This window comes from Microbacterium halotolerans (assembly GCF_003569805.1).
GTDB classification, from domain to species: domain Bacteria; phylum Actinomycetota; class Actinomycetes; order Actinomycetales; family Microbacteriaceae; genus Microbacterium; species Microbacterium halotolerans.
In genome coordinates, this window is sequence record NZ_KZ984051.1 from 1,437,346 (window position 1) to 1,460,668 (window position 23,323).

Genomic DNA, 23,323 nt, shown 5'->3' on the forward strand with positions numbered 1-23,323 from the left:
CCAGAATGGGCGAAAGCGGGTCGGGGCAGCTCAGGCCGCCCCGACCCGCACGAGCGTCACTCGGGCCAGCTGCTCTCGATCGCCGCGAGGGCGGCTTCGCCGTCCTTCTGGCCGTCGATCCACGCCGTCATCTCAGACCAGAACGTGCCTGCACCCACCTCGGACGGCATCAGGTCTGAGCCGTCGAAGCGCGCGACGGCGTCTTCGTCCTGCATCAGCTCGAGCGTGAGCCGCAGCACGTCGGACGACGCGTTCGCGGGGTCGACGCCCTGGTTCGGGCTCACGACGCCGCCGATCGATACGCGCTCGTTCGCCCATTCCGGCGAGGCCAGGTATGCCTGCACGGCCTGCGTCGCCTCGTTGTCGTTGAACGCGGCAACGTAGTCGCCCGCCACCAGCAGCGGCTGGTCGTCTGCGGTGTCAGCGGGCAGATAGAACGCGAAGATGTCGCCGTCGGGGCCGACGTCCGTGCCCTCCGGCAGCTGCGCTTCGAAGAACGACGCGGCGCGGAACATGTAGCAGTTGTCCTCAAGGATCTGCAGACCGGCGTCGGACCACGGCGTCGACGCGATCGAACGGGTGTCGCCGATGCCGCCGTTGACATAGTCCTCGTTCTGGAGGATGTCGCCTGCCCGGTCGAGCGATGCGACGATCTGCGGGTCGTCGAACGGAATCTCGTGGTTCACCCACTGGTCGTAGACGTCGGGGCCCGCTTCGCGCAGCACCATGTCTTCGACGAAGTCGGTCGCCGGCCATCCGGTGGCACCGCCCGACTCGATGCCGAAGCACCAGGGCTTCACCGTGTCGCTGCCGTGGTCGGCGAGGATCTGGTCGCTGAGATCCATCATCTCGTCCCAGGTCTCGGGAACCTCGTAGCCGCTCTCCTCGAAAGCGCTCGGCGAATACCAGACGAACGATTTCACGGAGCCCATGACCGGCACTCCGTACTGAGCGCCGTCGAGCTCGCCGTAGCTCAGCCAATCCTCCGTGTAGTTCTCGTTCGCCGCTGCGACCACGTCGTCACCGGCAGGCACGAGGTGCCCGCCGTCGTGCATGCGCTGCATCAGGCCGGGCTGTGGGAAGATCGCGAGGTCGGGAGCGTTGCCGCCCTCGACCTGCACGAAGATCTGCGACTCGAACTCGTTCGTGCCGTTGTGCTCGATCGTGATGCCCGTGCAGGCGACGAAGTCGGCCCATGACTCCTCGAGCTGGTCGGCTTCCTGGTCCGAGATCGTCGACGACATCGTCACCCGGTCGCCGTCGAACGAGCCGTACTGCTCGAATGCGCTGCAGTCCGCGTCGGTCTCCCCGCCGCCGGTGGAGCCGCCGCCGAGATCGTCGCCGGCGCACCCCGCCAGCGCCAGCACGGCGACGAGTCCTCCGGCGACTCCGGTACCCCATTGCCGAATGTTGCGTGTCCTCATGCTCAACGTCCTCTCTGACTGTTGATGATCGGGCGCTCACACCCCCATGAGCCATACAACCGCTTCGGAACGTGAAACAGGTGCGCTCGTCGATAACGTCTTCATTGCAACCGTGGGAGCGCTCCCAGCATAGGGCACGCAAACGACGGGAAGCGAGCACCCGCTGAGGGCATCGGACAGAGACGGATGCTGTGCCGTTCCGGAGGGCCGGATTCGGCGGTTCCGGAGGGTGTCAGTCCTCTGCGGCGTCCTCATCCTCGTTGAGCGCGTGGAGCAGGTCGGCCAGCCGCTGGATGTCGTCGACGTTCCAGTGGCTGAGCTTGTGCTTCAGGCTGCGTTCCGATGGGTCCCCGTGGATCTCGTCGAGCCGCGCCTTCGCCTCCGGTGTGGCCTCGAGCAGCTGGGCGCGTCGGTCGTTCGGGTCCGGCGTGCGCACCACGAGATTCCGTTCCTCGAGCGTCGAGACCATCCGGCTCATCTGACTCTTGTCGAGCAGCAGCTGCTCGCCGACTGCCGACGCGGTGAGTGGTCCGTCGAGTGCGATCATCGTGAAGACCTTGAACCCGCCTGGCAGCAGGCCAGGGGAGAGCCTGTCGGCTCGCCGCGCGATCAGGCGGCGGAGCCGACCGACCATGTTCATGAACTCGCCCTCGACCATTCGGATGGCCTCGTCGCGCTCACCGACGGAGGTGGCGAGAGGATCAGCGGTCATCGTCGTCGTCCTTCTTCGTGGGGTGCGCGGGAAGTCTAATGGCTCCGGTCGACGCGAATGCGACGTCGCGGGCCTCGCTCAGGCCGAGGTGCTCGCGATCCGCCTCGCTCCACGCATCGTCGTCGGGCGCAGACTGTTCGCCCGCCTCCTCTGCTGCACCGTCTATCAGCTGCTCCTGCGTGTTCTTCTGATTGAGCGCCCGGTTCGGCAGGAAGCAGATCGCGATGAGGCTCAGCACAGCGAGTGGGACTCCTACGAGGAACGCGTGCGAGATCGCGACTGCGGAGACCTGCTCGATGATCACGGCGATCGGTTCCGGCAGTTCACGGGTCGGCGGCAGGCTGCCGCCCGCGAGCTTGTCAGCGATCTCGGCGCCCTGCGGACCGAGCTCCATCATCGCGGCCTTGACGTCCGCCGCACGGTCTTCGAGCCGCTGCGTCATGCTCGCTGCGAGAACCGAGCCCATCACGGCCACACCCGTGGTGCCGCCCACGGAGCGGAAGAAGTTCACACCGGATGAGGCGACGCCGATCTCGCGCGGATCCGAGGCATTCTGCACGACCAGCACGAGGTTCTGCATCGTCATGCCCGTGCCTGCGCCGAGCAGGAACATGAACACCCCCGCCATCCACAGCGGAGTGTCGTATTGCAGCGTCGACAGCAGTGACGTGCCGGCGATCATCAGCGCGCCGCCGAGCACGACGTAGCGCTTCCACCTGCCCGTGCGCGAGACGAGCTGACCGATGACCACGGATGAGCCCATCATCCCGGCGGCCATCGGGATGGTCATCAGCCCGGCCTCGGTCGGGCCGAACCCGCGCGAGACCTGCATGTACTGCGCGAGGTAGACGGAGGTGCCGAACATCGACACACCGATCGAGATGGATGCGAGCACGGCCAGCGTGAAGGTCCTGTTGCGGAACAGGTGCATCGGGATCAGCGGTTCGGCGACCCTGATCTCGACGATGATGAACACGATGGTGGCGACGACGGAGACGCCGACCATGTACAGCGTCTCCCAGCTGACCCAGCCGTAGGACTGCACGTTCGAGATCCACACGAGCAGGAAACCGGCGGCGACGGACAGGAGCACGATGCCGACGTAGTCGATCCGGATCTTCGCGGGCTTCGCCTGCTGGATCCTGAGCGTCTTGGTCAGCACGATGAATGCCGCGATGCCGAGTGGGATGCCGACGTAGAAGTTCCAGTGCCAGCCGACCGAGTCGGTGAGCACACCGCCGAGAAGCGGGCCGCCCACAAGGCCGATCGACATCACGCCGGCGAACAGGCCCATGTACTTGCCGCGCTCGCGCGGGCTCAGCACATCGGCCATCAGCACCTGACTGAGTGACTGGAGCCCGCCGCCGCCGATGCCTTGCAGAGCTCGGAAGAAGATGAGCATCTCGGCCGTCTGCGATGCACCTGCGCCGGCCGACGCGAGCACGAAGATGACGAGCGCGACGAGCATCAGAACCTTGCGGTTGACGAGGTCGGCGAGCTTTCCCCAGATCGGGGTGGAGATCGCCGTCGTCAGCAGCGTCATGGTGATGACCCAGGTGTACTGCGTCTGGGTGCCGCCGAGATCGTCGACGATGATCGGCATCGAGGAGCCGACGACCGTCATCGACAGCATCGAGCAGAACATGGCCAGCAACAGGCCGGAGAGTGCCTCGAGCTTGAGTCGAGTGGCCCTCTTCTCTTCAGTCGTGGACAACTGGTCTCCTTCAGGAAGGGCGAGTGACATGGTCGCGAAGAAGGCGCCATGAAAGGTTGAAGTAGGTCAACTATATGCAAATGGTTGACGTAGTGCAACTAATTAGCGTGAGTGCGCGGCAGACGAGCGCGGTGGGGCGCGGGACGATCGCGGAGAATGCGCAGAACCTCGGAGGGACTCGGTGCTGCGCCCCTAAGAACTGCGCGAAGTCCTAGCTTCTGCGGTCGACGCCTGCGCCCGCGGCGCGCAGGGCGACGGCTGTGCCGACCTGGCGCCTCGGTGAGATGCCGCGCCTCGGTGAGATGCCGCGCCTCAGTGGCGAAGTGCCGTGGCTCAGTCGGTGAGTGCCAGCGCCTGATGGGCCGAGCGGGATGCGGCGCGGTGAAGCGCCTCCTCGCGAGGGGTGAGTGCACGGTTCGTCGGCACGTCGTTGCCGGTCGTGCGGCGGTACAGCTCGTCGATCAGCGCTGTTGCGAGCCGTAGGAGACGGGTGATCTCATCATCGTCCCGGTCGATCCACAGGCACGTGGGTTCGTCGTGCAGAGGCTGGAAGTCGCGGTGCTGCTCCCACGCGAACAGCGTGCGCTCGGCGCCCAGTACGTGCTGCTGCCACCAGACCTGCCGCAGGTAGGTGCGGGGCACACTGCGGAAGGGCTTGTTCGTCGTCTTGATCTCGGAGAGCAGAATGCGTCCGCTGGAATCCTCGGCGATGCCGTCCGGCGTCGCCAGGTGCCGCCGCTCCGACTCGGCGTGGAAGAGGGCGGATGAGGGCAGGATGCCGTGCGTCGCAGCGACCCACGCCGCGATCTCGGGCTCACGCCTGCGACCGTGCTCGGTGAACGCGTTGCCGGAGAAGCGCGGTCCGCCGCCGAGCTTGGAGGCTGCGGCGCGCTGGATCGACGCGTCGGTCGACAGCTGCGCCACATCTGTTGCCGTGATGCCTGCGGCTCTGGCCCTCAGCCACCCGACCCGGTCGCGGGAGTCCGCGACGATTCGGGCCTGCAGTTCTGGTGACACGCGCTTCAGCCTACGCCGGGGGTCAGGCGGCGCCGGGGTCGACGCACCGTCGATCGAGCGGAACATCTGCTCGATCTTCGCGGTCGCGTCCCTGAATCCTCCGATCAGCGGGCGGCTGATCGGCGTCATCGACGGCAGAAAGGAGGTGCGGTTTCTTGCTGACGTGCACCACGATGCCCAGCAGCCGTCCGAGGCGAGGGCACTGCGGCAGGTGCCCAGCCGGTGTCGTTCGACAGCGAACGCGGCCGATGGCGGCACCGGACGGACGGATGTGCAGCGCGTTCGGTTGCGCAGGCGGCTGATCCGGCGCATAATATACCGAAGTGCCGATGATATCGGTCTGACGATGCGGCATTCCTGCGCATTGCCCGAGCCTCAAGGGGGACGCATGGTCAAGACAACAGATCGACGCAAGGTACTGGCTGTACTCGCAGGCGGGCTCGTGCTCGGCGTCGGCACGGCGGTGACTCTGGCCGCATGGAACGACTCGGAGTTCGCCACGGGTGACTTCGCGGCCGGCACGTTCGTGTTCCAGGGTTCGACCGACAACGTGACCTTCGAAGATCACACATCCGAAGGCGGCGCCGCGGCGCTCACCTTCGAAACCGGTGCCGACAACCTCGCACCGGGTGACACCGTGTATGAGGCGTACGCGCTCCGAGTGACGGGTACGTACGATGCCGCACTCGAGGCTGTGACCCCGGTGGGCGGCGGCGACTTCGCCGCGGCCGGGAAGCTGAGCTTCGGCGCCGTCGCCACGACGGCTTTCGGCTGCGACGAGACCGCGTTCGCCGGTGGGAGCGCGGTGCCCGCCACGATCGACCAGGGCACGGATGTATATCTGTGCCTCGAGGTGACTGCCGAGGACGCGCTCGAGCAGGGGGATGCTGGAAGCGTGCTGTGGCAGTGGAACGCGGAGTCGGTTCAGTAGAGCGCCGACGAGGCGACTCCGGCGACCCGTCAGAAACCGCCTCGCGGCCGACGCGTCGGGGCGGGCGCTTCGGCGGGATCGTCGGGGAAGTGCTGCTCTGGATGGCCGGGGCGGCCGGCCTGGTGTGCATCATCCTCGTGATCCTCGCGGTGACGGCGAACATCACGCTGATCATGTTCCGCACCGGTTCGATGTCGCCGACGATTCCCGCAGGCTCCGTCGCCGTAGTGCAGGAGATGGCGGCCTCCGAGATCGAGGTGGGCGACGTCGTCACTGTCGATCGTCCGGATGATCTGCCCGTCACCCACAGGGTCACCTCTGTCGATGACGGCGCGAGCGATGATGCCCGCGTGATCACGATGCGCGGTGATGCGAACGACGTCGATGATCCGTATCCGTATGAGGTGACCACGGTTCGCACCGTGCTGTTCGCGGTTCCGGGCGTCGCTCCGGCGATCGTGGTGCTGCGTGATCCGTTCGTGCTCGGCGGCATCACCGTCGCCGCCGCACTGCTCGTGGTCTGGGCGTTCTGGCCGCGCGACCGGAAACAGGGAGAAGCAGAGTGAGGCACGGGGCCGCCGCAGCCGCCGCGGGCGGGATTCTCAGCGTGCTCGCGTTCGGAGCCCCCGCGGCAGCCGAACCGACTGTCGAAGTGCTCCAGGGGAAGTACGTGCGCTTGGTCTCCGTGGCCGACTGGGATCAGGCGATCGGCATGGTGCCGGGGGAGCCGGTGAGGTGGGATATCGAGATCAGCGCGGACGCACCGGAGCCCGGCACTCTCACCATCGCGATGAGCGCCACGGGCGAGACCCCGCTGGTCGTCGACGCGGCCTCGTGCGGCGTTCCGTGGCAGGGGGGAGACTGCCCGAGCGGAGCTGTGCATCTGCGTACCGGGTGGGAGCTGCCGCGCGAGGACGAGTCGGCGGTGCTGGACGAGGTGGATTCCGCCGAGGTGACGCACCTGCGGCTGCTGGTCGCAGTCGCCTCGGGTGCCGACGCAGACGCGACGCGGCTGCGGGTTCAGGTAGTCGGCGCAGGAGAGGAAATCGACGCGTGGTCAGGCGACCCGCTGCCGCCGACCGGTCCGCCTGCCGTCGTTCCCTGGATTCTGGCTGGGGGATCATTACTGCTCGCCGGCGGTGCCGCGCTGCTGATCGCGCGGGCTCGTCGACGAGACGACGGAGCCGGGACATGAAGGTCGCGTCGCGCAACAGCCGGCGGACTTCCCGTGCGGACGGTCTGTCGCCGCGGCTGTCGGCGGGTATCGCGGGAATCGCGCTGCTCGTCGTCGCGGTGTCTGCGCCGACAGCGCAGGAGACCGAGGCAGGGTGGGCGGATGCAGAGGTTGGAGCGGCCGAGTTCACCGCGGACTCGGTGCCGACCCCGATTGCATCGCAGTCGCCTGGATGCGTTGCATCCGGAGGGGCACTGGGCCTGAATCCGTCGGTGACGATCTACTGGCGAATCCCTCCTGAGGGGGACGGGTACACATCAGAGGATGCCGAGTTCGGGCAGATCATCACGGGAGGGATCCTCGAGCCTCTTCTCGGTGGGCTGCTCGGGAACACGACCACCTCCGGTACGCCCGAGGGCTACGTGACCGTGGTGAACAGCGGACTTCTGACGGGGCTGCTCGGGGGAAGCAAATCGTTCGGCATCCGGCTCACGGGTCCGGGGGACTGGGTGTCGGACTGGTTCGTCGCAGACGCATCGATGGGATTGGCAGGTCTCAATCCCCAGTGCACCATTCGCACCGTCCCGAGTTGAATCCGTCGGTCCGGATGTCGCCGTCGTGATGCGCGAGCGGATTTGGCAAGATCGCGCGCCGTGCCGTAAACTTCACTAAGCCGAAGACCGCCGGTCGTCGCGGCGCGGGAAACCGTGCAGCGATCGAAGCACTGCTCAGCAGGGGCCCGCGCAGGTGTCACGAACGATTCTCCTGATTTTCCAGGTTCCGCTCCGTGCGCTTGCGCCGGAGCTTTTTCTCTGCGTGCGACGGTCTCGGTCGACGCTCCGCCTCCGCGGAGCGTCTCGTACAGATCTAGGAGTGGCCATGGCGCACAAGGACGCAACGGTTGCCGAGCTTCAGAAGAACTTCGAAGACTCGACCGCCGTCGTGCTTACCGAGTACCGCGGGCTGACGGTCGCCGAGCTCAAGGAGCTCCGCGACAGCATTCGTCAGGACGCGGAATACGCCGTGGTGAAGAACACGCTGACCAAGATCGCCGCGAACAACGCGGGGATCTCGGAGCTGGACGTCGACCTCAACGGTCCGTCGGCCATCGCCTTCGTCCACGGTGACCCCGTCGCCGTGGCCAAGGGTCTGCGTGCCTTCGCCAAGGCACACCCTCTTCTCGTCATCAAGGGCGGCTACTTCGACGGTGCCGCTCTCAGCTCGGACGAAGTCAACAAGCTCGCCGACCTGGAGAGCCGTGAGGTTCTCCTGTCGAAGGTCGCAGGCATGATGAAGGCTTCTATGTCGAAGGCTGCCGCGGTCTTCCAGGCGCTGCCGTCCAAGACGGTGCGCACGGTCGAGGCGCTGCGCGAGAAGCAGGACACCGCCGCGTAGAGCGGGCGGACAAGCATCCACACAACCCCAGATACACAGGAGATAAATCATGGCGAAGCTCAGCACCGAAGAGCTGCTCAGTGCGTTCGAGGAGCTCACGCTCATCGAGCTCAGCGAGTTCGTTAAGGCGTTCGAGGAGAAGTTCGACGTCACCGCCGCGGCTCCGGCCGCCGTCGCCGTTGCCGGCGCCCCGGCTGCCGGTGGCGACGCCCCGGCCGAGGAGGAGCAGTCCGAGTTCGACGTCATCCTCGAGGGTGCCGGCGACAAGAAGATCCAGGTCATCAAGGCTGTCCGCGAGCTGACCTCGCTCGGCCTGGGTGACGCGAAGGCGCTCGTCGACGGCGCGCCGAAGGCAGTTCTCGAGGCTGCGCCGAAGGAGGCCGCTGAGGCCGCCAAGGCGAAGCTCGAGGAGGCCGGCGCAACGGTGGGTCTCAAGTAAGACCCGTCTCCGCGACACTCTGCAACGAACCCCTGAGGCTGCGGCCTCGGGGGTTCGTTCTGCGTGCGGAGCCTCCTGGCTTGAACAAAGACGACGTAGAGGAGAGAGTACTCAGTCCATAGGCTCATAGTCGGCTGGACCGTCGAGATCGTCACCGAGATCGAAGTCGATCGACTTTATCTCACCGGTGAATGCGAAAGGTCTCCTGTCGGCGTAGTCAGGAGAGACTGGCGACAGGCCATCGCGTCCGACATCGAGCCCCTCCCAGTCCATGAAGTATCGCGATGTGGCATCGATGTCCTTGGAGTCGACGACTCTGCCGTCCACCAGCATGCGAGCCGTTCCGCACAGCTCACCTGTCTTGGCGAACTCGTAGCGGAACACATGCTCACCTCGCGAGAGGATCAGCGGGCTCTCGAGTGTGTACTGCTGCTCGTAGTAGTTGTACTGATGTCGCAGCCGACCATCCATGAGATAGAACGTGTAGCCGCCGCACACGCCGCCACAGGCGACGAGCACCCCTTCATCATCGGGACCGGTTATGACGCGTGCACTGATGCCGTACGATCTGTCCAGGATGAAGGGCGAAGCCCCCATCGGCACTTTGGTGGTACCGCCGAACAGTCGGTAGTGTGAGCGTCCGCGTGGAGCGCCGGGAAGCAGTCGTGACTCAGCGCGTCGCATGGCGAAGCCGCGGTCATCGAGAGGAAGAACGCCGTACTTGCGGGCCTCGCTCCACCAAAGATCTTCGAGCTCCTTCAGCTTCTCCGGCATCTCTCCGGCAAGATCTCGAACCTCGGCGACGTCAGCGTCGACGTGATAGAGCTCCCATCGATCGTCGGCATAGTCCCCGCCGCGCGGATGATACGCTACAGCCTTCCACCCGTCTTTCCAGATCGCCCGGTGGCCGAACATCTCGAAGTACTGCGCGCTCTTGCGCGACTCGCAGTCCTTGTCGAAGGTATAGGCCATACTCGTGCCGTGGATCGGCATCTGTGCAACGCCGCGGATCTGTGCGGGCGGTTCGATTCCGACGACGTCGAGGATCGTCGGTACGATATCCGTCACGTGGTGGAACTGCGTGCGCAGCCCATGGGCTCCGTGGCGTTTGGGCAGTGCGACGATAAGAGGGTCGCGAACCCCGCCGGCGTGCGTGTTCTGCTTGTATCGCTTCAACGGCGTGTTCGCCGCCATGGCCCACCCCAGCGGGTAGTTGTTGCGCACATGTCGGGTTCCGATGAGATCGATTCGTTCGAGATTGAATTCGAGCGACTCCGCGTCATTGTTCTCGTAGAACGTTGTGCTCGTCGAGCCGTATTGCTGGCCCTCTTGACTGGCTCCGTTGTCGGACATCAGGAAGTAGATGGTGTTCTCCTGCTGCCCGATCTCTTCGATATGGCGCATCAGCCTGCCCAACTCATGATCCGTATGGTCGAGGAACGCAGCATACGCCTCTTGGAACCGAGCGAAGAGTCGCTTCTCCTCGTCTGTGAGTCCGTCCCAGGCAGGCACCCCGGGGTTGCGCGCCGGGAGCTTCGTGTCGCGCGGGACGATGCCGAGCTGCTTCTGGGCGGCCAACCGACGTTCCCGTGCGATGTCCCAGCCGTCGTCGTATCGGCCGCGATACTTCTTCAGCCATTCGTCCGGCGCCTGGTGAGGGGAATGCGTAGCACCGGGGGCGAGATACATGAAGAACGGCTTGTCCGGAGCCAGCGATACGTGGTCGGTGGTGTACCCGATCGCGCGGTCGACCAGATCTTCGTTCAGGGTGTATCCCTCTTCGGGCGTGCGCGGTGGATCAATCCGGTGGTTGTCGTTCACCAGTTCCGGTTCGAACTGATCGGTGAGAGCATCGAGGAAGCCGTAGAAGTGCTCGAAGCCGCGACCGAGCGGCCACTGATCGAAGGGGCCTACCGCAGATGTCTGTGTGACGGGTGCCAGGTGCCACTTCCCGACGGCGTAGGTCGAGTAGCCTGCCTCGCGCAGCATCTCGGCGAGAGTACCGGCATGATCGGTGACCGCTCCGCGCTTCGACGGATACCCGCTGTCCGCGTTCGCGATGATGGACATGCCGACGGAATGATGGTTTCGACCAGTGAGGAGTGAGGCCCGCGTCGGCGAACACAAAGCGGTCGTATGGAAGTTGGTGTACGTGAGCCCCCGATTCGCCAGAGAATCCAGATTCGGAGTTTCGATCTCACTTCCATAGCATCCGAGACTGGCGAATCCTACGTCATCGAGAAGAATCACAACCACGTTCGGGCTGCCCTCCGGCGCGCGCTCCTCTGGCGGCCACCACGGACGTGAGTCCTGATGAGTCGTTCCGATCATGCCTTCGAATCGCTCCGGAGAGCCGAGTGCGGACGTGGTGCTCATCGGTTCGCTTTCCTCCTCGAACAGTCAGTTGCGGTAGTCGGCCGCGGCTTGCAGGACATCGATGCCTTCTGCGGTCATCGCCTCGATGTCAGGCATCTCGTCGTAGACGCCCGCATCGACGAGGAACTCGGCCGTGTCGGTCAGCCCATCTGAGAATGCCCCGCTGCGCATCTGCTCCAGCGCCTCGTCGAGGGTGAAGTAGTTCTTGACTGACAACGAATACTCAGCCACTTCCTCTGGAAAGTCCGCGCCGATGGAATCGAGGAAGTCCATCAGGTGCGGCGTGACCTCCTCTTGCGGCGTGTCGAGGATGTACTCGTTGGCCCGGTAGACCGCATCGAGGTAGGCGGCCGCAGCGTCGGGGTTCTCCGACCAGAATGCAGGTGTGATCATGTAGGGATCGATGAGCTGTGCGCCGGCCTTGTCGCCGTCGCACACCTGGGCATATTTGTCGGGGTCTTCGACGAGCGGCCAGTTGCCCGCGGCAAAAGCCACGCCTGCATCGATGTCGTCGTTGAGCATGCCGTTGACGATGGCGGCCGGATCCAACGGAACTGTTTCTATGTCGCTTGCCTCGACGCCCAGAGAATCGGCACACGCGAAGAGGAGCTGCGCGCTGACGCTGTTGGCGACGACTCCGACGGGCGTGCTGGCAAGCGCCTCCGCGGGTGATGAGCCGTCCAGCACGTCGTTGTCCATGAACAGGATGATGTTCTTGTTCTCTGTGAGCATCGACCCCGTAGGCAGCAGGCCCCATGAGTCGTATCCGGTGAGCAACGGAGGCGCACCGATCCATCCCGCTTGCCAATCGCCTGCAGCACCGGAAGCAAGCAGTGCGCCACCGTTCTCCGCGTACTGGATCTCGACATCTAGCTCGGCTTCATCGAAGTAGCCGAGTTCCTCCGCCAGCCACAGCGAGAATCCTGTCGGGTTGCTCTGGCTTGCCGCGGTGATGTGCGTGACTCCATCGGCATCTGCGGTTGAGCCGCCGCCGCTCGAACACCCTGTGATCAGCGACGCGGCCGCTGCAGCGGTGAGAAACCCAGCAGCACTCGTTCTGCGAGATAACATGAACACTCCTTTGTGAATATGGTGGGGATGTGAAGGTCAGGGTCAGTCGTCGGTCACGATCTCTTCACGGACGAGGGACCAGATTCTCTGCCGCAGCTCACTGAATTCGGCATAGCCCATAGCTGCTTCAATGTCTTCGGCCCGCCAGTCGGCGTCCCTTGGAATCCTTATGTCCGTCTTGATGCGCCCGGGGCGCGCACTCATCACGAGCACGCGATCAGCGAGGTACACGGCTTCTTCGACGCTGTGTGTGATGAACAGGACGGTGTAGTGATCCTGCCGGTGAAGCCGCGACACTTCCTCCTGCAGCAAGGTGCGAGTCTGAGCATCGAGAGCTCCGAATGGTTCGTCCATCAGCAGGATCTCCGGTCGCATCACGAGAGCGCGGGCGATTGCAACACGTTGCTGCATACCACCCGAAAGCTCGTGAGGATGCGCGTCGCGAAACTTCCTCAGACCCATGAGGGCGAGCTGATCGTCGACCCGTCGCTCGCGCTCCGGTCGTGACACGCCAGCCGCTCTCAGTCCGTACTCGATGTTCTTGAAGACGGTTTGTGACGGGAAGAGGGCGAATCGCTGGAAGACGACGCTTCTCTGGGGCCCCGGCAGGCCGGCGGGTTCGCCGTCCACGAGGATCTCACCGGTGGTGGCTTCCTCAAGACCGGCGGCGATCATCATGAGCGTGGACTTACCGCAGCCCGAGGGTCCGACGATCGTGACGAACTCGCCCTCCTCGATCGATAAGTCGCACTCGGTCAGTGCTTCGACTTCGCTCTTCCTCGTGCGGAACCGTTTGGATACGCTGCGGATCTGCATCTTCGGTGCGGTCTTCAGTGCCATCGGAGGGCCTCACTCTTGGTCGGTGTGAACGGGGCGGTGTGCACTTCAGCGGCTGCTCTTGCGCGGGGACCAGCGGAACAGCATGTGCTGAGCGCGTTGGAGAAGCGCGTCGAAGAGAGTGGCGATCAGCGCGATGCTGACCATGCCCACCACGATTGTCGGAGTCGAGAGATTCGCCTGCCCCTGAAGGATCAGGTTGCCGAGGCCCTGCTTGCCCACGACCAGTTCGGCGCCGACAAGTGCCATCCAGCCATTGCCGAAGCCGATGCGGATGCCCGTGAACGACACCGGCGCGGCGACGGGGGCGACAACTGATACGAGGGTCCTCATGGAGCTCGCACCGAGCACGCGGGAAGCCTTCAGCAGCAACGGATCCGTCTGGGCCACACCGAGACGGCTGTTGATGACAATGGCGGGGAAGGCCGCGACGAACACGACGAGGGCTTGTGCGGACGTGTTAGCGCCGAGCCAGAGCACGGCAATAGGAATCCAGGCGAATGGCGGTATGTATCGCAGCAGTTCGAAGGCGGGCGCGACGACCGCGCGTACCACCGGAATCCAGGCAAGAAGGAATCCCAGCGGAACACCGATGACCACGGCGCTCAGCACGCCGAGCATCCATCGTGACAGGGAGGCGAACGCGTGACCGAAGAGGGTTGTCCCCGCGAACGGCTCGGCGATCAGCTCGAGGAATCTCTGGGCCACCGCGACCGGTGAGGGGAGCACCCGTTCAGGGATCAGGTGGAGGAAGCCGGTCGCGATGAACCATACGAGCACCAACAGCAGGAGCGTTGCGGTGGTCCACACGACGGGCGCGAGATCCTTGCGAACTGCGTTCGTCGGCAGAAGCTGTGCACGGGTCTGATTCGTCATGAGATCGCCGTTCCGGATCCGGGACCGACGAGTCGCACAGCGGTGCGTGCGAGCACTGACAGAGCGGCGCCGATCACGCCGATCGTGAGCATCGATACGAGGAGGATGTCGGTGTCGAGCGTCCGCGATGAGTTGAGCGCGATATAGCCGAGGCCGTTCGACGCGCCGAGCAGCTCTGCGGCGATGACTGTGGTCCATGCGTTGCCCAGTGCGATCTGCGCACCTGCGAGGAGAGTGGGGACGGCTGTCGGAACGACGACGCCCGCGAGAATTCGAGTCTGGCCGGCCCCGAGAACTCGTGCGGCACGAATCAGGATCGGATCGATGCCTTCGACCGCCTGGATCGAGTTCAGTGTCCACGGCACGATTGCGGCGACGAAAACGACGAACACCCGAGAGACGTCACCGATGCCGAACCACATCAGAGCGAGCGGGATCCACGCGATCGGAGGTATGGGCCTGAGCAGTTGGAAGACAGGGTAGACGGTCCAGCGCGCGTGTTTGGACCACGCGACCCAGATTCCGAGGGGGAGGCCGATGACTCCTGCTGCGAACCACCCCATCAGCACTGTCGTCAGGCTCGCCAAGCTGTGGCCGAGCAGGGTGTCGCCCAGATAGGGCTCACTCACGAGGCGAACCGCGGCGCCGACGACATCGGTTGGAGGCGGAAGGAAGAGCGGAACGATGGGCCCCCCTGGCCTGGTGGCCCATGCCCAGATTGCGATGACCGCTATGGCCGAGACCACGGATATCAGGAGAGCCGTTCGTCGTCGCGGCTCGCGACGCCAGAAGGATTCCGCATGGCCCCGTGGTCGTTCGCCAGGGCGAGCGCGTGGAGGCAGAGTCGGCATCGAGAGAGCTCCCGTCGTCTTTGACTGCTTGGAATGACCTTGAACTCATTGAACGGCGAGACTCTCAATTTGTCAACAGATGAGCATTAAGATGTGAGTTAAAGCTCAGATGTGTTTTAATGTGATGACATCGCCGAGTTGAGACAGTCAACGGCCGTATCCACGGCAGAGTGGTTGCGATCCCCAATGCGAGTCCGACGAGAGGACAGGATGATGGCGCGTCGAGGTCGTCCCCCAAGCGTTCCCAAGATCTACGAGGGCGGTGAGTACGGGCCCGACGAGGAGCTCGCAATCGCTGCCTATGTGGCGCGCGAGTACTACGTCGAGGACCGATCGAAGGTCGCGATTGCGGAGGAAGTCGGCCTCAGCCGATTCCAGGTGGCGAGACTGCTTCAGGTTGCACGTTCTGCCGGATTGGTGCGCATCGAGGTCAACGACCCGGGAACGATCGATCGCGAACTGAGCGCATTGCTCCAGCGTCGTCTGGGCATACGTCGTGCCCTCGTCGTGACCTCCCCGACGGCGGTCCCTCTGACGGACATCGGACGGGTGCTCGCGGACGTGATGACTGAGACCGTGGAAGCCGGGAGCCTCGTCGGGCTCAGCTGGAGTCGTGCCCTGCGTTCAATGGTGGAACAGATGCGCGATGCACCTGCGTGCACTTTCGTACAGCTAGCGGGTCACATGTCACCGGAAGGGGAGACCATCGGCAGTGTCGAGCTCGTTCGGCGGGCGGCCGAGAACGCTGGAGGGGAGAGCCTGCCGATCTATGCACCGTTTCTCGTTCCCAGCGCCGAGGCGGCGACGGCGCTGCTGACGCAGTTCGACATCGCCAACGCTGTCGCTCAGTTCGATCGACTCGATGTCGCGTTCGTCTCCATCGGAGGCTGGGGGCCTTCGCTGTCGGTGATCTATGACTCGATGACGGAGAGCGAGCGCCAGGCTGCACGCGAACGCGGCGCCGTGGGCGACGTGAACGGCCGTCTCATCGACGCTTCGGGGAATGCACTGGACCATCACGTCGACAACCGAACGATTGCGATCTCATTCGAACAGCTGCGGCGAACGCGAGAGGTCGTCTGCAGCAGTCATGGCGCGGATAGGGCCGAAGCGACGCTCGGTGCGATCCACGCCGGATTCGCTACGACCTGGGTCATGGATCAGCCATTGGCGCAAGCGGTGCTGAAGCTCGCAGAATGACGCCGCGCGGCTCAGATGTGAACTTAACGGACCGAACAAGTACATACGCATTCAGATCGGCCGTCCGCGTGCGCCCCCCCGGGGCGCGCTCCGGTCGCCCCAGAGAAGAAGGCAGAGCCATGACCGCACAGCGCCGTCCGAACATCGTCCTGTTCCTCACAGACGATCATGCCTCCCATGCCGTCGGTGCGTACGGATCCGTTGTGAATCGCACGCCGCGGATAGATGAGATCGCCGCGCAGGGCGCAGTGCTTGAGAACTGTTTCGCGACGAACGCCCTGTGCTCACCGAGCCGGGCAAGCATCCTGACCGGCAAGTACAGCCACCTCAACGGGGTCTACACTCTCGATACGCCGATCGACGCCTCGCAGCCGACATTCGTGAGTCAGCTCAAAGCAGCCGGGTATCGCACGGCAGTCATCGGAAAGTGGCACCTCGGTGATGGAGACGGGCACGATCCGCAGGGCTTCGACTACTGGGACGTGCTGATCGAGCAGGGCGAGTACTTCGACCCGAAGTTCCTCTCCGAGGAGGGCATCCGAACCGAACCCGGATACGTGACCGACATCATCACCGACCTCGCTCTGAACTGGCTGGAATCCATCGATGATGAGCAGCCGTGGTGTCTTCTGATCAACCACAAGGCTCCTCACCGATCGTGGGAGCCGGATGAGCGTCACGCGGGTATGTATCGTGACATCCCCGTTCCCAGGACGTTCTTCGACGACTACTCGACGCGCTCCTCGTCTGCGCGTCGTGCCGCGATGAGAATCGCAGAGCACCTCAACTCCGCTGATCTGAAGCAGCCGATTCCCTCAGGGCTCACATACGAGGAAGAGTCGCTCTGGAAGTATCAGCGCTACATGGAGGACTACCTCGCCTGTGTCGCGTCCGTGGACGACAACGTCGGACGCGTGATCGACTGGTTGCGCGAGCGTCAGTGCTACAACCACACGCTCACGATGTACACATCGGATCAGGGGTTCTTCCTCGGCGATCACGGATGGTTCGACAAACGGTTCATGTACGAGGAGGCGCTGAGGATGCCATTCGTGCTGTCGTGCCCTGACAGTGTCCCCGCGGGCCAGCGTCACTCGGGCATCGTGACGAACGTGGACTTGGCAAGGACCATCCTCGATGCCGCAGGAGCGGAACCGTACGAGGGCATCCAAGGGCGCAGCTTCTGGAACGACGTCAGCGGAACAGGCGAGGCGACACCGCCGAATGATGGCATGTACTACAGGTACTGGGAACACGGCGATCGGTTCCACAACGCACCGGGGCACTACGGCTACCGCAGCGAGCGCTACAAGCTGATCTACTTCTACAACGACGGCATGGGTGTTCCGGGGGCTGACGTCACGACGTATGAGGGCTCCACTCACGCACCGGACTGGGAGCTGTACGATCTCGTCGACGACCCGGAGGAGCTGTCGAACGTGTACAACGATCCGGCGTACCGCCGCACGCGCGAGGAGATGAAGGTGAGGCTCTGGCGTGCGCAGGCTGAGGTCGGTGATGCACCTCATCCGAGTCAGGCTGTCCCGGAGATGCTCACGCAAGACGGGTGAACTGTGGGCTGCCGCTCGGGTCGATCCAGCCGAGACGCGACGGCGTTCACCGCGTCTATCTCGCACCGCTGAGTCTCGCCGCGGCGTCGGCGACCTGGTGCACGCATGGGCAGGTGCTGTGCTGGGCGTCGCCCCGCCCGTACTTCCTGCGTGCGGAGCCTCTCAGCGCGTGACGACTGCGCGCACCGCCAAGTGATCGGACGGGAAGGCGTTCCCTGCGTGATCCGGGATGTAGCCGTTGCGGCCGCCGTGCTCGGTGAACCCGACACCCTGGTCGGGTTCGATGGCCGAACCGTAGTGGTCAGCGGCGATGACGGTGAGACCGCGCACGGAGATGAAGTCGATGCGGTCGCGCGGCTCGTCCTCGAGCGTGTGGATCTGCGCCCAGGTGAGGCCGGGAGCGGCCGGCGGATCGGGATGCACGGCACGGAACGCATCGGCATAGCCTGCCTCGAGCAGGGCCCGCGTCGCCGGCCAATCGACCGCAGGACGGATCATGCCGTCCCAGTCCAGCGGTGACGGCACGTTGAAGTCGCCCGCGATGATCACGGGCATATCGCCGATCTCGGCGAGGATGCCATCGGTCGAGGCGAGTACGGCGCGGATCTGCTGCTCCCGTTCCTGCTCGCCGGGGATCTCCCGCTCCGCCGCGAACACGGCGTTCTTCTCGCCTGCGCTGGCTCCGTGCCGATACGGCCCGTAGTCCCATGGCGACAGGTGCACTGACCAGGTGAGCACGTCGCCGATCGGTGTCCGGATGACTGCCGCGGTCGCATACGGATCGGTGTCGGTCGGAATCAGCCGGATCGCGTGCGGACTCAGCACGGCGTTGTCGAATCCCTGCTGCGCAACGGCCATCCGGAGCTCCGCGGCCAGCGGGGCCGCCGAATGCTCCCATGCCTCCTGGAGGAAGAGCACGTCGGCGGCCTGGTCGGCCAGCACTTCGAGCTGCTTCTGGCCGGCGTCGTCGACTTCGCGTCCGCCGCACCAGATGTTCCACGTCATCAGACGGAGCGATCCGGCGTCGGTGTGTGCGTCAAGGGGAGTCGTCATGGTGCTTCCGTCTCCTGATTCTCCCGCTCCGGCGTCGGAACGAGCTGTGCGTCGATGTCGGTGAGAGAGCTGAACCGCGCATCGCAGTCGAGCGTGACGGCAGGGTCGGCGTTGACGCCGATCACTGTCATCCCCGCTGCACGAGCGGCTCGAGACCCGGCAGGCGAGTCCTCGAAGGCGATGGTGCCGCCCGGCTCGACGCCGAGCAGACGCGCGGCGTCGAGGTAGAGGTCGGGAGCCGGCTTTCCCGAGGCGACGTCGCTGAGCGTCCGCACGACATGCACCGTGTCCAGCAGCCCGATGCTATCGAGCATCATCTCCACATCGGCGCGCAGGCCGTTGCTCGCCACGGCGACCGGAACGGCCGCGGCCAGACGGGTGACGAGTGCGATCGCCCCCGGCATCGGGGCTACGCCGGGGGTGAGCCGAGCTGAGTACCGCCGCACGAGGTCGGCGCGCACGGCGGATGGCTCGGCACCCGTGAGCGCGGCGATGCCGGTGGCGGTATCGTCCACGCTGAGGCCGTGGAACTGCTCGGGGTCGGTGTCCGTGACGTGGGCGAGAACCTCCGAGATCAGCTGCAGCCAGATCGATTCAGAGTCGACCAGGATGCCGTCGCAGTCGAATACGGCCGCGCTCGCGGTCATCTGGACGCTCCCGTCGGCGACGACGAGATCAGTCACGCGGCGACCTTCTCGCTCGTGCTCTGCGGCACGCGCAGCGCAGCGGAGGCGAGCACCCGGGCAGACACGCGCGTTCCCGGTGCGACCAGGCCCGCTCCTGCGGCGGACACCGACGCGGTCACGCGCATGCCCGCAGCCGTCTCGGCGCGGACGATGGTCCGCTCACCGAGATAGGTCTGCTCCGTGACCGTCGCATCGCCTGAAGCATCCGGGTGCAGTTCGACGTCCTCGGGACGCACGAACAGTGTGTCCAGCCCGTGTGCAGGCTGTGCGAGCGGCACGGCGCCGCCGTCGAAGGTGTCGGGAACGCCGAGTTCTGTGACAGTGCCGACGAAGCGGGCGACGAACTCGGTGGCGGGGCGCTGGTACACGTCCTGCGGTGCGGCGATCTGCTCGATGCGTCCGCCGTTGAGCACGGCGACGCGATCGGCGATCGCCAGTGCTTCGCCCTGGTCGTGGGTGACGAACATGGTGGTGATGCCGAGCTGCTGCTGCAGACGTCGGATCTCGTCGCGGATCTGCGAGCGCACGATCGCGTCGAGTGCGGAGAGCGGCTCGTCCAGCAGCAGCACGGAGGGGCGGACCGCGAGCGCCCTGGCGAGGGCGACGCGCTGCTGCTGTCCTCCGGAGAGCTGATGCGGGAAGCGTGCGGCGAGGTGCTCCAGGCCGCACATCTCGAGCAGCTCCTCCGCACGCCTGTGCCGTGCCGACGACTTCACACGACGGATGCGGAGCCCGTACTCGACGTTCTGCCGCACCGAGAGATTGGGGAACAGGCTGTACGCCTGGAACACCATGCCGATGTCGCGTCGGTTCGGTGCGAGGGCCGTGATGTCGCGCCCGCCGACGCGAATGCTGCCCGACGTCGGCTTCTCGAAACCGGCCAGGATGCGCAGAGCGGTCGTCTTTCCGCATCCGGACGGGCCGAGCACGCTGAGCAGCTCGCCCGGTGCGATCCGGACGTCCATGCCGCGCAGCACGGTCGTGTCGCCGAAGCGCTTGGTCACCTTCTCGAGGATGACCTCGTTGTCGTCTGTGGCGGTCATGATGCGGTCACCTTCCGGGACGGGGTGCTCGGGGTCGGAACAGGGGCGTCGTCCTCGTCGACCTTCGAGGCCGGAGCGAGCCGGCCGGCGGCGAAAGTGGCGAGGAGCATGAGCGCCCAGGTGGTCAGGTTGAGGAGCACGGCGACGGCGATGGAAGCGCGGAAGTCGGTGCTCGACACGGTGAACAGCCACACCGGCACCGTCTGCTGGCTGAGCGTCGCCGCGATCGAGAACTCTCCGAAGCACAGCGCGGTCCCGAAGAACACTGAGAACTGCACGGGCCCGCGGATGTTCGGCAGCACGACGCGCCAGATGGTGCCCCACGTCGATGATCCGAGGACCGTCGACCCCTCGACGATCGCCTTGAGGGGAATCGTGCGCAGGCCGGCATCGATCGATCGGAACGTGAACGGCAGGCAGAGCACGACGTAGGTGCCCACGAGGATCAGCGGCAGATCGGGGTTCTGCAGCGTCTGGCTGATCTCATTCGGGATGCTGCCGCGGCCCTGCGAAGCGCCCCAGCGCAGAATCGACACCACGCCGGCTGCGAGCGCGATCGACGGAACGACGAGGGGGAGGGTGCACAGGATCTCGAGCACAGGGCGCAGCTTCGGTGCCCACAGGTGGACGGCGACGACGGCTGGCACGAGCGTCGCCAGCAGTACGACGACCGTGAGCACCGCGATCGTGAGAGTCCGCACAGCGGCGTCGAACAGACTGGCATCGCTTCCGAGCACGCTGAACGACTCGAGAGAGAACGACCCGCCGGGGAATGCGGCGAAGGCGATCGAGCACAGGATCGGGATGGCCAGGTAGGCGCCGACGACCACGATCGGGGCCCAGCGCAGAGCGCGGGCGGGGCGGTTCAGCTGATCCATCGCGCGGACATCCTCTGCAGTCGGTTGAACAGGAACAGCACGACGACCGCGATGGCGACCATCGTCACGCCGAGTGCCATGGCCGCCTCCTCGCCTCCCGACGAGACGCCGGATCGCAGTTCGGAGGCGATGGTGAGTGTGACCAGCGGGAAGCCGCCGGTGCCGATCAGAACCGCGGCCGAAGCATGCGTGGCGTACGCGGAGCCGAACAGCAGCACCCATCCGCCGAGGAGCGCGGGAGCGGCGACGGGAAGCCCGACGCGGCGCCAGAACGTCCAAGCGGAGCCGCCGAGGCTGCGGTTCGCCTCGTGCCACTCGCGCCTGAGGCCGACGAAGGTGGGCAGCGTGACCATGATCATCGTCGGCACGAGGAAGTACTGGTACATCACGACCAGGCCCTGCCAGCTGTACAACGAGAAGCCGATGGCGTCCAGTCCGAGCAGCGCGAACAGGAATCCGGTGTTGCCGAGCGTCACGATGAAGCTGAACGCGAGGGGGGCGCCACCGTCATTCGCGAGCACGGACGACAGCACGGCCACGACGGCGTCGAGCTTCTTCGAGCGGATCTGAGCGATGCAGAACGAGGTGACGGCGCCGATGGCGGCACCGACGAGGGCGCCGATGGCGGATACCTTCACGGAGTTCGCAATGGCCTGGCCGCGGTCGGCGAGGCTCGCGAAGTTCTCCAGGCCGAGGTGCGATCCGCCGGTCTCATCGGACACGGTGAACGCGGTCAGCGCCATGCCGACGATGGGCAGGAGGAAGAAACAAGCCAGGAGAAGGACCATCGGTGCGAGGGCGGCGACGGCCGGCGTGCCCGACCCGCCGAGGCGTGCTCGACGAGTCGGGTCGGTGCGGGCGATGCTCACTGGATGGCCGACGCCCACTCGGCGTCGATCACCTGCTGGTTGGCCTGGCGCTGCTCGAGCGAGGGCATCTCGCCGAGCTCAGCGCTGGGGAGGGCGTCAAGGGCGTCCTGGTCCGCAGTGCCGGCGTCGATCATCGCGTCGAGCCGCACGGGGGAGACGCCGCCGGCCAGCAGGAGGTTCTGACCCTCGTCGGAGAACAGGAACTCATAGAACAGACGAGCCGTCGCGGGGTGCGGGGCGTCGTCGTTGAGCGACGCCGTGTAGAAGGACGACACGACGCCGTCGGTCGGGATGTTCACCTCGAGCTCGATGTCCGCCTCGTCGGCCAACCGGTCGGCGATGGGCTGCAGCGTGTAGGTCCACTCCAGCAGGATCGGCGTCTCGCCCGTCTCGATCGTGCCGGCGTTGCCCTGCACCGGCAGGAAGTTGCCGCTCTGCTTCAGCTCACGGAAGAACTCGACGCCCGGCTCGATGTCGTCGAACGACCCTCCGTTGGCGAGGGACGCCGCGTGCACGATCATGAACGACGACTCGGACGTCTCCGGGCTGTCGGGCAGCGCCACCTGCCCCTGGTACTGCGGATCGAGCAGATCCTGGAAAGACGTCGGGCACACCTCGATGCGCGAGGCGTCGCACGCCATCGCGATGGTGCCGCCGTACTGGTTGATCCAGGTGTCATTCTCACCGACGTACTGCTCGGGAACGTCGTCGATCGTCGCGGGCAGGTACTCGGCCAGCAGTCCGTCCGCATCGGCCTGCACAGCGTAGCTGAGGCCGGTGTCGAGGTAGTCGAGGGAGGTGTCCTGACCCTGACGGTTGACGACGGCGTTGACGAGATCCTGGCTGGAACCGGTCGACGTGTCGTTGTTGATCTCGATGCCGTACTCGTCGCTGAACGCGTCGAGCAGGCCGCCGTAGTTGGCCCAGTCCTCGTACAGGCCCATGGCGTTGAAAGCGCCCTCGGCCTGTGCGTCTTCGATGAGCTTGTCCATTCCGCCGCCGTCTTCGACGCTGGTCGCGGTGCGCCAGGTCTCGGAGGTTTCGGAGGAGCTGTCGCCGGAGCATCCGGCGAGGGCGAACGCGGTTGCGGCGATGACGCCGGCCGCGGCGAGGACTCGTGTGCGCATGGTCTTCTGGACGCTGCCTTTCCTGAAGGGGAGAGAGGATGATGAGCGATCACATCGCTAGTGATGCTGACGACTTCAC

At 65.3% G+C, this 23,323-nt stretch carries 23 protein-coding genes; 8 read left to right on the forward strand and 15 right to left on the reverse strand.

Annotated elements, in window-relative coordinates; genetic code table 11:
* Positions 1-56: 56 nt before the first annotated feature.
* The 4 genes from DZG09_RS06515 to DZG09_RS06530 form a co-directional block, all read right to left on the reverse strand.
* Positions 57-1,424, reverse strand: coding sequence for an ABC transporter substrate-binding protein (locus DZG09_RS06515; protein ID WP_119696805.1), 1,368 nt, complete (start codon positions 1,422-1,424; stop codon positions 57-59).
* Between the two features lie 232 nt (positions 1,425-1,656).
* Complete coding sequence (locus DZG09_RS06520; protein WP_119696806.1) at positions 1,657-2,136, reverse strand: MarR family winged helix-turn-helix transcriptional regulator; 480 nt, start codon at positions 2,134-2,136, stop codon at positions 1,657-1,659.
* Positions 2,126-3,850, reverse strand: coding sequence for an MDR family MFS transporter (locus DZG09_RS06525; protein WP_162893194.1), 1,725 nt, complete (start codon positions 3,848-3,850; stop codon positions 2,126-2,128). Before DZG09_RS06525 ends, DZG09_RS06520 begins: the two co-directional genes overlap by 11 nt.
* 333 nt (positions 3,851-4,183) lie before the next feature.
* Positions 4,184-4,867, reverse strand: a complete 684-nt coding sequence (locus tag DZG09_RS06530) for a YqaJ viral recombinase family protein (protein WP_119697431.1) — start codon at positions 4,865-4,867, stop codon at positions 4,184-4,186.
* Between the two features lie 388 nt (positions 4,868-5,255).
* Between DZG09_RS06530 and DZG09_RS06535 the strand changes: the two genes are divergently transcribed.
* From DZG09_RS06535 to rplL, 6 genes are all read left to right on the forward strand, one after another.
* Complete coding sequence (locus tag DZG09_RS06535; RefSeq protein WP_119696808.1) at positions 5,256-5,798, forward strand: SipW-dependent-type signal peptide-containing protein; 543 nt, start codon at positions 5,256-5,258, stop codon at positions 5,796-5,798.
* Positions 5,768-6,364 carry a signal peptidase I gene (locus DZG09_RS06540; RefSeq protein ID WP_240423747.1) on the forward strand — a complete coding sequence of 199 codons (597 nt, stop codon included), beginning with the start codon at positions 5,768-5,770 and terminating at the stop codon, positions 6,362-6,364. The genes DZG09_RS06535 and DZG09_RS06540 overlap by 31 nt, the downstream gene beginning before the upstream one ends.
* Positions 6,361-6,993 carry a hypothetical protein gene (locus DZG09_RS06545; protein WP_119696809.1) on the forward strand — a complete coding sequence of 211 codons (633 nt, stop codon included), beginning with the start codon at positions 6,361-6,363 and terminating at the stop codon, positions 6,991-6,993. The genes DZG09_RS06540 and DZG09_RS06545 overlap by 4 nt, the downstream gene beginning before the upstream one ends.
* Positions 6,990-7,565 carry a hypothetical protein gene (locus tag DZG09_RS06550; protein WP_119696810.1) on the forward strand — a complete coding sequence of 192 codons (576 nt, stop codon included), beginning with the start codon at positions 6,990-6,992 and terminating at the stop codon, positions 7,563-7,565. The genes DZG09_RS06545 and DZG09_RS06550 overlap by 4 nt, the downstream gene beginning before the upstream one ends.
* A gap of 286 nt (positions 7,566-7,851) precedes the next feature.
* Entirely contained in the window at positions 7,852-8,367 is a 516-nt protein-coding gene (gene rplJ, locus DZG09_RS06555) for a 50S ribosomal protein L10 (protein WP_119696811.1), read from the forward strand.
* A 49-nt stretch (positions 8,368-8,416) separates the two neighbouring features.
* Positions 8,417-8,806: a 50S ribosomal protein L7/L12 gene (gene rplL, locus DZG09_RS06560; protein WP_119696812.1), complete on the forward strand. Its 390-nt coding sequence runs from the start codon at positions 8,417-8,419 to the stop codon at positions 8,804-8,806.
* A 111-nt stretch (positions 8,807-8,917) separates the two neighbouring features.
* Here the strand turns inward: rplL and DZG09_RS06565 are convergent, their stop codons facing one another.
* From DZG09_RS06565 to DZG09_RS06585, 5 genes are all read right to left on the reverse strand, one after another.
* A complete protein-coding gene (locus DZG09_RS06565) occupies positions 8,918-11,182 on the reverse strand; it encodes a sulfatase-like hydrolase/transferase (RefSeq protein ID WP_119696813.1) in 2,265 nt (754 codons plus the stop codon).
* A gap of 24 nt (positions 11,183-11,206) precedes the next feature.
* Positions 11,207-12,253, reverse strand: coding sequence for an ABC transporter substrate-binding protein (locus DZG09_RS06570; RefSeq protein ID WP_119696814.1), 1,047 nt, complete (start codon positions 12,251-12,253; stop codon positions 11,207-11,209).
* 42 nt (positions 12,254-12,295) lie between these two features.
* On the reverse strand, positions 12,296-13,093 hold the full coding sequence (locus tag DZG09_RS06575; protein ID WP_119696815.1) for an ABC transporter ATP-binding protein: 798 nt from the start codon (positions 13,091-13,093) through the stop codon (positions 12,296-12,298).
* Positions 13,094-13,138: 45 nt separating this feature from the next.
* The gene (locus DZG09_RS06580) at positions 13,139-13,870 is read right to left on the reverse strand and encodes an ABC transporter permease (protein WP_240423858.1); all 732 of its coding nucleotides are present in this window, start codon (positions 13,868-13,870) and stop codon (positions 13,139-13,141) included.
* A 92-nt stretch (positions 13,871-13,962) separates the two neighbouring features.
* Positions 13,963-14,595 (reverse strand): ABC transporter permease, encoded by a 633-nt coding sequence (locus DZG09_RS06585; protein WP_162893196.1) that lies wholly within the window; start codon positions 14,593-14,595, stop codon positions 13,963-13,965.
* A gap of 432 nt (positions 14,596-15,027) precedes the next feature.
* On the opposite strand from DZG09_RS06585, the gene DZG09_RS06590 reads away from it, so the two are divergent.
* Both DZG09_RS06590 and DZG09_RS06595 read left to right on the forward strand, forming a co-directional pair.
* Positions 15,028-16,017, forward strand: coding sequence for a sugar-binding transcriptional regulator (locus DZG09_RS06590; RefSeq protein WP_205529080.1), 990 nt, complete (start codon positions 15,028-15,030; stop codon positions 16,015-16,017).
* A gap of 119 nt (positions 16,018-16,136) precedes the next feature.
* A complete protein-coding gene (locus tag DZG09_RS06595) occupies positions 16,137-17,588 on the forward strand; it encodes a sulfatase family protein (protein WP_119696819.1) in 1,452 nt (483 codons plus the stop codon).
* A 162-nt stretch (positions 17,589-17,750) separates the two neighbouring features.
* Here the strand turns inward: DZG09_RS06595 and DZG09_RS06600 are convergent, their stop codons facing one another.
* The 6 genes from DZG09_RS06600 to DZG09_RS06625 are packed head-to-tail and all read right to left on the reverse strand — an operon-like array spanning position 17,751 to position 23,244.
* A complete protein-coding gene (locus tag DZG09_RS06600) occupies positions 17,751-18,641 on the reverse strand; it encodes an endonuclease/exonuclease/phosphatase family protein (protein WP_119696820.1) in 891 nt (296 codons plus the stop codon).
* Positions 18,638-19,324, reverse strand: a complete 687-nt coding sequence (locus DZG09_RS06605; protein ID WP_119696821.1) for an HAD family hydrolase — start codon at positions 19,322-19,324, stop codon at positions 18,638-18,640. Before DZG09_RS06605 ends, DZG09_RS06600 begins: the two co-directional genes overlap by 4 nt.
* Complete coding sequence (locus DZG09_RS06610; RefSeq protein ID WP_119696822.1) at positions 19,321-20,370, reverse strand: ABC transporter ATP-binding protein; 1,050 nt, start codon at positions 20,368-20,370, stop codon at positions 19,321-19,323. The genes DZG09_RS06605 and DZG09_RS06610 overlap by 4 nt, the downstream gene beginning before the upstream one ends.
* Positions 20,367-21,248, reverse strand: coding sequence for an ABC transporter permease (locus DZG09_RS06615; RefSeq protein ID WP_119696823.1), 882 nt, complete (start codon positions 21,246-21,248; stop codon positions 20,367-20,369). The genes DZG09_RS06610 and DZG09_RS06615 overlap by 4 nt, the downstream gene beginning before the upstream one ends.
* Entirely contained in the window at positions 21,236-22,117 is an 882-nt protein-coding gene (locus DZG09_RS06620; RefSeq protein WP_119697433.1) for an ABC transporter permease, read from the reverse strand. The genes DZG09_RS06615 and DZG09_RS06620 overlap by 13 nt, the downstream gene beginning before the upstream one ends.
* Entirely contained in the window at positions 22,114-23,244 is a 1,131-nt protein-coding gene (locus DZG09_RS06625) for an ABC transporter substrate-binding protein (RefSeq protein ID WP_119696824.1), read from the reverse strand. The genes DZG09_RS06620 and DZG09_RS06625 overlap by 4 nt, the downstream gene beginning before the upstream one ends.
* Positions 23,245-23,323: the final 79 nt, after the last annotated feature.

Coding starts and splice junctions, on each gene's coding strand:
- DZG09_RS06515 (WP_119696805.1), bottom strand. CDS start 1,424: ATGAGGACACGCAACATTCGGCAATGGGGTACCGGAGTCGCCGGAGGA.
- DZG09_RS06520 (WP_119696806.1), bottom strand. CDS start 2,136: ATGACCGCTGATCCTCTCGCCACCTCCGTCGGTGAGCGCGACGAGGCC.
- DZG09_RS06535 (WP_119696808.1), top strand. CDS start 5,256: ATGGTCAAGACAACAGATCGACGCAAGGTACTGGCTGTACTCGCAGGC.
- DZG09_RS06550 (WP_119696810.1), top strand. CDS start 6,990: ATGAAGGTCGCGTCGCGCAACAGCCGGCGGACTTCCCGTGCGGACGGT.
- rplJ (WP_119696811.1), top strand. CDS start 7,852: ATGGCGCACAAGGACGCAACGGTTGCCGAGCTTCAGAAGAACTTCGAA.
- rplL (WP_119696812.1), top strand. CDS start 8,417: ATGGCGAAGCTCAGCACCGAAGAGCTGCTCAGTGCGTTCGAGGAGCTC.
- DZG09_RS06565 (WP_119696813.1), bottom strand. CDS start 11,182: ATGAGCACCACGTCCGCACTCGGCTCTCCGGAGCGATTCGAAGGCATG.
- DZG09_RS06570 (WP_119696814.1), bottom strand. CDS start 12,253: ATGTTATCTCGCAGAACGAGTGCTGCTGGGTTTCTCACCGCTGCAGCG.
- DZG09_RS06575 (WP_119696815.1), bottom strand. CDS start 13,093: ATGGCACTGAAGACCGCACCGAAGATGCAGATCCGCAGCGTATCCAAA.
- DZG09_RS06590 (WP_205529080.1), top strand. CDS start 15,028: ATGATGGCGCGTCGAGGTCGTCCCCCAAGCGTTCCCAAGATCTACGAG.
- DZG09_RS06595 (WP_119696819.1), top strand. CDS start 16,137: ATGACCGCACAGCGCCGTCCGAACATCGTCCTGTTCCTCACAGACGAT.
- DZG09_RS06600 (WP_119696820.1), bottom strand. CDS start 18,641: ATGACGACTCCCCTTGACGCACACACCGACGCCGGATCGCTCCGTCTG.
- DZG09_RS06610 (WP_119696822.1), bottom strand. CDS start 20,370: ATGACCGCCACAGACGACAACGAGGTCATCCTCGAGAAGGTGACCAAG.
- DZG09_RS06615 (WP_119696823.1), bottom strand. CDS start 21,248: ATGGATCAGCTGAACCGCCCCGCCCGCGCTCTGCGCTGGGCCCCGATC.
- DZG09_RS06625 (WP_119696824.1), bottom strand. CDS start 23,244: ATGCGCACACGAGTCCTCGCCGCGGCCGGCGTCATCGCCGCAACCGCG.